Annotated in this window: 2 protein-coding genes; both read left to right on the top strand. The window is 75.8% G+C overall.

All coding sequences use genetic code 11. The features are described 5' to 3' along the window. Positions 1–6321: acyltransferase domain-containing protein (locus tag ACFVHB_RS39490; protein WP_380332738.1), on the top strand; the 6321-nt coding region annotated here is incomplete at its 5' end. 52 nt (positions 6322–6373) lie between these two features. After that, positions 6374–8119, top strand: a 1746-nt coding sequence (locus ACFVHB_RS39485) for a type I polyketide synthase (protein ID WP_380332736.1), incomplete at its 3' end; no start/stop codon positions are given.

Raw genomic sequence — 8119 nt, 5'->3', positions numbered from 1 at the left:
CGGGCGCGGTTGATGCAGGCGTTGCCGGGTGGTGGGGCGATGGTGGCGTTGGAGGCGACGGAGGAGGAGGTACGGGCGGCACTCGTCGCCGGCGTCGACGTGGCGGCGGTCAACGGGCCCCGGTCGGTGGTGATTTCCGGGGACGAGGATGCGGTCGAGTCGGTGCGGGAGCACTTCGCGGACCGGCGGACGCGGCGGCTGCGGGTGAGTCATGCGTTCCACTCGGCGCACCTGGACGGGATGCTCGCGGAGTTCGGCGCCGTCGCCGCCACCCTCGCCTTCAACCCGCCGCTGATCCCGGTGGTGTCGAACGTGACCGGGCGGGTGGCGTCGGTGGAGGAGATCACCGATCCGGCGTACTGGGTGCGTCAGGTTCGCGAAGCGGTCCGGTTCGCCGATGTGGTGGCGGCGTTGGACGTGGAGGGCGTGACGACGTACGTCGAGCTGGGCCCGGACGGGACGCTGACCGGCCTGGTCGACGGCATCCTGGACGCCCCGGTCACCGCGACCGCCCTGCGCCGTGACCGTGCGGAGGCCGGTACGGCGGTGGCGGCGCTGGCCCGGGTCCACGTCCAGGGCCACGCGGTCGACTGGACCGCGCTGCTCGGCGGTGACCGCCCGTCCGGGCTCGTCCTGCCGACGTATCCGTTCCAGCGCCGCCGTTACTGGCTCGAGCCCGCCGCCCGCACCGGCGACGCCGGCGGCCTCGGGCTCGGTGCGGTCGAGCACCCGATCCTCGGCGCGGCCGTCGTACCCGCCGACTCGACGGGTGTCCTGCTCACCGGCAGCCTCTCGCTGCGCACCCACCCCTGGCTGGCCGACCACGTCGCCCTGGGCGCCGTGCTGGCGCCGGGTGCGGCCCTGGTCGAGCTCGCCGTCCGGGCCGGCGACGAGGTCGGCGCCACCACCCTGGACGAGCTCGTGGTCGAGGCCCCGCTGCTGCTCCCCGACCAGGGCGCGCTGCAACTCCAGGTGGCCGTCGGCGAGCGGGACGCCAACGGCCTGCGGACCGTCACCGTCCACTCGCGCCCCGGCGCGGACGCAGAGTGGACCCGGCACGCCACCGGCCTCCTCACCGAGCGGGCCGCGCCGGCCGCGGCGATCGCCTGGCCGCCGGTCGGGGCCGAACAGATCCCGGTGGAGGAGGCGTACGAGTCGCTGGCGGCTGTCGGGCTCGAGTACGGCCCGGCCTTCCGAGGTCTGCAGGCGGTCTGGCACGACGGAGACGCGCTGTACGCCGAGGCGGCCTTGCCCGGGACACTCGGTGCCGACGCCGCGCGCTTCGGCCTCCACCCGGCGCTGCTCGACGCGGCCGCCCAGCTCCCGGCGCTGCACGGCGGGACGTCCGGTGGCCGCCGGCTGCCCTTCGCGTACCGGGGTGTGACCCTGCACGCCTCCGGCGCGACCCGGCTGCGGGTGCGGCTGACCGCGACCGGAGCGGACGAGTACGCCCTGGAGGCCTCGGACCCCGACGGCCGGCCGGTGGTCTCGGTGGCGGCCCTGGTCACCCGGCCCGTGCAGGACATCCGGGCGGCTGCCGCCCGCCCGGTCGACCGGGACGCGCTGTTCGCGGTGGAGTGGCCCGAAGTGCCGCTGCCCGGCGGGCACGCCGAGGCCGGCGGCTGGGAACTCCTTCGGGTGACGGGCCGGGAAGGGGTGGTGGCGGAGGTCCTCGGCCGGGTGCAGGACTGGCTCGCGGACGAGGCCAACGGTGCCTCGCGGCTGGCCGTGGTGACGACCGGCGCGGTGGCCGTCGACGACGGGGAGACCCCCGACCCGGCGGCTGCCCCCGTGTGGGGTCTGCTGCGGTCGGCGCAGTCGGAGCACCCCGATCGCCTGGCGCTGGTCGACGTCGATGATCCGTCGGTGGACGTCCTGGCGGCCCTGGCGACCGGTGAGTCTCAGCTCGCGGTGCGCGACGGGCGGGTACACGTGCCGAGGCTCGTGCGGGTCGTGGTGCCGGAGCCCTCCGCCGAGCGCGCGTGGGATCCGTCCGGAACTGTGCTGATCACGGGCGGGACGGGTGTGCTGGGCGGTATGCTGGCCCGGCACCTGGTGGCCGAGCGGTCGGTGCGGCACCTGCTGCTGGTCTCGCGCAGCGGTCCGGACGCGCCGGGCGCGCCCGGCCTGCGGGCCGACCTGGAGGAGCTGGGTGCGGAGGTGACGATCGCGGCGGCCGACGCGTCGGACCGGGACGCGCTGGCGGCCGCCCTCGCCGGGATACCGACCGAGCACCCGCTGACGGCCGTGGTGCACACGGCGGGTGTGGTGGACGACGGGGTGTTCTCGGCGCTCACACCCGAGCGCCTGGCGGCGGTGTGGGGCCCGAAGGCCGACGGCGCACGCCACCTGCACGAGTTGACCCGGGGCCACGACCTGGCGGCCTTCGTCCTGTACTCCTCCGTCGCCGCCGTGCTCGGCTCGCCCGGTCAGGCGAGCTACTCGGCCGCCAACACCTACCTGGACGCGCTCGCCGCGCACCGCCGGGCGATCGGCCTGCCCGCGCAGTCGCTGGCCTGGGGCCAGTGGGCCGAGGCCAGCGGCATCACCGGACACCTCACGACCACCGACCAGGCCCGGCTGGCGCGGCTCGGAATCCGGCCGATCGGCTCGGCCGAGGGGATCGAACTGTTCGAAGCCACACAGCGGTTGACGACCCGTGCCACTCTGGTTCCGGCACCGCTGGACCTGGCCGCCCTGCGCGGCCGGCCCGTGCCGACCCTCCTGCGCGGCCTGGTCCGGCCGGCCCGCCGCACGGCGGGCGCGGGCGGGCCGGCGGCCGGTGCGCTTCCGCTCGCCCACCGGCTCGCCGCACTGCCGGACGACGGCGAGCGGCTCGCGGCGGCCCTGCACCTGGTCCGTGCCGAGGTGGCGGCGGTGCTCGGCAGCAGCGCCGAGTCGGTGGGCGCCCGCCGCTCGTTCACCGGGCTCGGGCTCGACTCGCTGACCGCCGTCGAACTGCGCAACCGGATCGGTGCGGCGACCGGTCTGCGGCTGTCGGCCACGCTGGTCTTCGACCACCCCGATCCGACCGCGCTCGCCGAGCACCTGCTCGCCGAACTCCTGGGTGCGGCGGACACGGTGGCCCCGGCGGCCGCACCCGTGGCGGTCCGCGCCGACGAGCCGATCGCGATCGTCGGCATGGCGTGCCGCCTGCCCGGTGGCGTCAGCAGCCCCGACGAGCTCTGGCGGCTGGTGGCCGAAGGCCGCGACGCGGTGACGGAGTTCCCCGACGACCGCGGCTGGGACCTGGAGGCGCTGTACTCGCCGGACCCGGACGGCCCCGGCACCTCCTACACCCGGCACGGCGGCTTCCTCGACCGGGCGGCCGACTTCGACGCCGCGTTCTTCGGCATATCCCCGCGCGAGGCGCTGGCGACCGACCCGCAGCAGCGCCTGCTGCTGGAGACCGGCTGGGAGGCGCTGGAGAGCGCCGGCCTCGACCCGACCGGGCTGCGCGGCAGCCGTACCGGGGTGTTCGCCGGCGTGATGTACCACGACTACGCGCCCCGGGTCCGCGAGGTCCCGGCGGAGCTGGAGGGCTGGCTGGGCAACGGCACGGCGGGAAGTGTGGCCTCCGGGCGGATCTCGTACACCTTCGGGTTCGAGGGGCCGGCGGTGACCGTGGACACGGCGTGCTCGTCCTCGCTGGTGGCGCTGCACCTGGCCGCCCAGTCGCTGCGGGCGGGGGAGTGCGACCTCGCGCTGGCCGGCGGCGTCGCCGTGATGTCCACGCCGACCACCTTCGTGGAGTTCTCCCGGCAGCGGGCGCTGTCCGCCGACGGGCGCTGCAAGGCGTACGCGGGGGCGGCCGACGGCACCGGCTGGGGCGAGGGCGTCGGCCTGCTGCTGGTCGAGCGGCTCTCCGACGCCCGGCGCAACGGCCACCGCGTGCTGGCGGTGGTCCGCGGCAGTGCGGTCAACCAGGACGGCGCGTCCAACGGCCTGACCGCGCCGAGCGGGCCGTCCCAGCAGCGGGTGATCCGGCAGGCGCTGGCCAACGCCGGACTGACCGCGGGCGAGGTGGACGTGGTCGAGGGGCACGGCACCGGCACCCGGCTCGGCGACCCGATCGAGGCGCAGGCCCTGCTCGCCACGTACGGGCAGGACCGGGCGCCGGAGCAGCCGCTGTGGCTCGGCTCGCTGAAGTCCAACATCGGCCACACCCAGGCCGCCGCCGGTGCCGCGGGCGTGATCAAGATGGTCCAGGCGCTCCGCCACGGCGTCCTGCCGCAGACCCTGCACGTGGACGAGCCCTCGCCGTACGTGGACTGGTCGGCCGGTGAGGTCCGGCTGCTGACCGAGGCTCGCGCCTGGCCGGAGGCCGGGCGGCCGCGCCGGGCCGGGGTGTCCTCCTTCGGGGTGTCCGGCACCAACGCGCACGTGATCATCGAGCAGGCGCCGGAGCCGGCCGAGCCCGAGCGCGGCGCGACGCCGCCGGTGCTGCCGTTCGCGGTGTCGGCCCGCTCGGCGGAGGCGGTCCGGGCCCAGGCCGGCCGACTGGCCGAACTGCTGGACACCGCCGACCCGGTGGACGTCGCGCATGCCCTGATCGCCACCAGGGGCGCGCTGGAGGAGCGGGCCGTCGTCGTCGGCGACCCGGCCGGGCTGCGCGACCTCGCGCTCGGCGACCCGTCGCCCGCCCTGGTGCGAGGCAGCGCCGACGTGACCGGCCGGACGGTGTTCGTCTTCCCGGGACAGGGCTCGCAGTGGGCCGCCATGGCGGTCGAACTCCTCGACACCGCGCCGGTGTTCGCCGCCCGGATCGAGGAGTGCGGGCGGGCGCTGGCCCCGCACACCGACTGGTCGCTGCTCGACGTGCTGCGCGGCGCGCCGGACGCGCCCGGACTGGACCGGGTGGACGTCGTGCAGCCGGTGCTGTGGGCGGTGATGGTCTCGCTCGCCGAGCTGTGGAAGGCGCACGGGGTGCGCCCCGACGCGGTGGTCGGCCACAGCCAGGGCGAGATCGCCGCCGCCGTGGTCGCCAGCGGCCTCTCGCTGGCCGACGGCGCCCGGGTCGTCGCCCTACGAAGCCGGGCCATCCTGGCGCTGTCCGGCCTGGGCGGCATGGCCTCGATCGCCCTGCCGGCCGCCGAGGTGGCGGCGAGGATCGAGGCCTGGGGCGACCGGCTCTCCGTCGCCGTGGTCAACGGCCCCTCCGCGACGGTGGTCTCCGGCGAGCCCGAGGCGCTGGCCGGGCTGGTCGCCGGTTACCAGTCCGAGGAGGTCCGGGCCCGGCTCATCCCCGTCGACTACGCCTCGCACTCCGCCCAGGTGGACGGGCTGCGCGAGGAACTGCTCGACCTGCTCGGCCCGATCGAGCCGCGCACCGGCGAGGTGCCGCTGCTGTCCACCGTCACCGGCGACTGGTACGACACCGCCGGGCTGGACGCCGAGTACTGGGTCACCAACCTGCGCGAGACGGTGCGCTTCGAGGAGGCCACGCGGGCGCTCGCCGACCAGGGCCACACGGTCTTCGTCGAGGTCAGCCCGCACGCGGTGCTCACCGTGCCGATCCAGGAGACCCTGGAGTCGGCGGGAGCGGGCCGCCGGTCGGTGGTGGCCGGCACGCTCCGCCGCGACCACGGCGGGCTCGGCCGGTTCCTGCTCTCCGCCGCCGAACTGTGGGTGCGCGGGGTGCCGGTCGACTGGGCGGCCGCGTTCGACGGGGCTCGCCCGCGGCGGATCGACCTGCCCACGTACGCGTTCCAGCGGCAGCGGTACTGGTTGGACGCGACGGTCACCAACACCACCGTGACCGCGCCGGCCGGCGGTCCGGCCGAGGCCGGTCGGGCCGCGCCCTGGGAGGAGCGGCTGACCGGGCTGGAAGGGACGCAGGCCCGGGAGGCGGCGTTGCTGGAGCTGGTCCGGCGGGAGGCGGCCGCCGTCCTCGGCCACCCCGACACCGGCGGGGTCGCCGCCGACCGCGCCTTCCGCGAGCTCGGCCTGAGCTCGCTGACCGCGGTCGAGCTGCGCAACCGGATCGGGGCCGGCACCGGCCTGGAGCTGCCCGCAACGCTGGTCTTCGACCACCCGACGCCGGCCGCCGTCGCGTCCTACCTGCTGGCCGAACTCCCCTCCGGGAACAGCGGACCGGGGCAGCTCGGTGCGCTGGAGTCGCTGGCCGCCCTGGAACGGGCGCTCGCCGGCACCACCGCCGCCGACGATCCGGACCGCGAGTCGGTCCTCGTCCGGCTCAGGGCACTGGTCGACCGCTGGGACTTCGCGCCCGGCCTGAGCTCCGAGGAGGAGTTCGACCTCGACAGCGCCACCGACGAGGAGCTGTTCGAGCTGATCGACCGCAACTCCGACACCCACTGACCGGCCCGATCGGCCGTCCCGACCCCGTACACCAGTGATACGAGAGGCAGCGATGTCCAACGACCAGAAGCTCAGGGACTACCTGAAGCGCGCCCTGGCCGACGCCCAGAAGGCCAACCGGCGCCTGCAGGAGGTGGAGGCCGCCAAGCGGGAACCGATCGCCATCATCGGCATGGCCTGCCGCCTGCCCGGCGGGATCTCCTCGCCGGAGGACCTGTGGCGGCTGGTGTCCGACGGCGTGGACGCCATCACCGAGTTCCCCGCCGACCGCGGCTGGGACGTCGAGGCGCTGTACGACCCCGACCCGGACCACCAGGGCACCTCGTACACCCGGCACGGTGGATTCCTGGACACCACCGCCGACTTCGACGCCGAGTTCTTCGGCATCTCCCCGCGCGAAGCCCTGGCCACCGACCCCCAGCACCGACTGCTGCTGGAGACCGCCTGGGAGGCCTTCGAGCGCGCCGGCATCGACCCGGCCGGACTGCGCGGCAGTCGGACCGCGGTGTTCGCGGGCATCGCGGGCAGCGACTACACGCCCCGACTGCACGACGCCCCCGGCGAGTTGGAGGGTTACCTCGGCATCGGCGGGCTGGACAGCGTGGCCTCCGGGCGGATCGCCTACACGTTCGGGTTCGAGGGCCCGGCGGTGACGGTGGACACGGCGTGCTCGTCGTCGCTGGTGGCGCTGCACCTGGCGGCGCAGTCGCTGCGCTCCGGGGAGTCGGACCTGGCACTGGCCGGCGGGGTGAGCGTGATGGCCACGGCGCAGGGGTTCGTGGAGTTCTCCCGGCAGCGCGGCCTGTCGGCGGACGGCCGGTGCAGGGCGTTCGCGGCGGCGGCGGACGGGACCGGGTGGGCCGAGGGGGTGGGCCTGCTGCTCGTCGAACGGCTGTCGGACGCGCGGCGGTCGGGGCACGAGGTGCTGGCGGTGCTGCGGGGCAGTGCGGTCAACCAGGACGGTGCGTCCAACGGGTTGACCGCGCCGAACGGTCCCGCGCAGCAGCGGGTGATCCGGCAGGCCCTCGCCAACGCCAGGCTGACCGCCGCCGACGTGCACGCCGTCGAGGCGCACGGCACCGGCACCCGGCTCGGCGACCCGATCGAGGCGCAGGCCCTGCTCGCCACGTACGGCCAGGACCGTGAACATCCGCTGCTGCTGGGCTCGTTGAAGTCGAACATCGGGCACACCCAGGCGGCGGCCGGCGTCGCCGGGGTGATCAAGTCGGTCCTGGCGATCCGGCACGGCGTGCTGCCCCGCACCCTGCACGCGGAGGAGCCCACCCCGTACGTCGACTGGTCGTCGGGCGCGGTGGAGCTGCTCACCGAGCGGCGCGACTGGCCGCAGACCGAGGGTCCGCGCCGGATCGGCGTGTCGGCCTTCGGAGCCAGCGGGACCAACGCGCACGTGATCGTCGAGCAGGCGCCGGCGGAGGAGGCGGCTTCGGCGGCGGCTGAGGCCCAGGACCGCGGTCCGGTGCCGGTCGTGGTGCCGTTCGTGGTGTCGGCGCGCACGCCGGAGGCGCTGCGGGCGCAGGCCGGGCGGGTGGCCGACCTGCTGGAGCGCGCCGACCCGGTGGCGGTCGCCCGGTCGCTCGTCACCACCCGGGCCGCCTTCGAGGAGCGCGCCGTGGTGCTCGGGAGACCGGCCGCGCTGCGGACGCTGACCGGTCCCGAGGTCGTCACCGGCTCGACGGTCGGCACCGGCGGGCTCGCGGTGCTCTTCTCGGGTCAGGGGAGTCAGCGGGTGGGGATGGGGCGTGAGTTGTACGCGTCGTTCCCGGTGTTCGCGGCTGCC

The sequence above is a fragment of the Kitasatospora sp. NPDC127111 genome (assembly GCF_042677465.1).
In the GTDB taxonomy this organism is placed as follows: domain Bacteria; phylum Actinomycetota; class Actinomycetes; order Streptomycetales; family Streptomycetaceae; genus Kitasatospora.
Note: the sequence above shows the minus strand (reverse complement) of the source record. Positions and strands in the feature narration are given on the sequence as shown.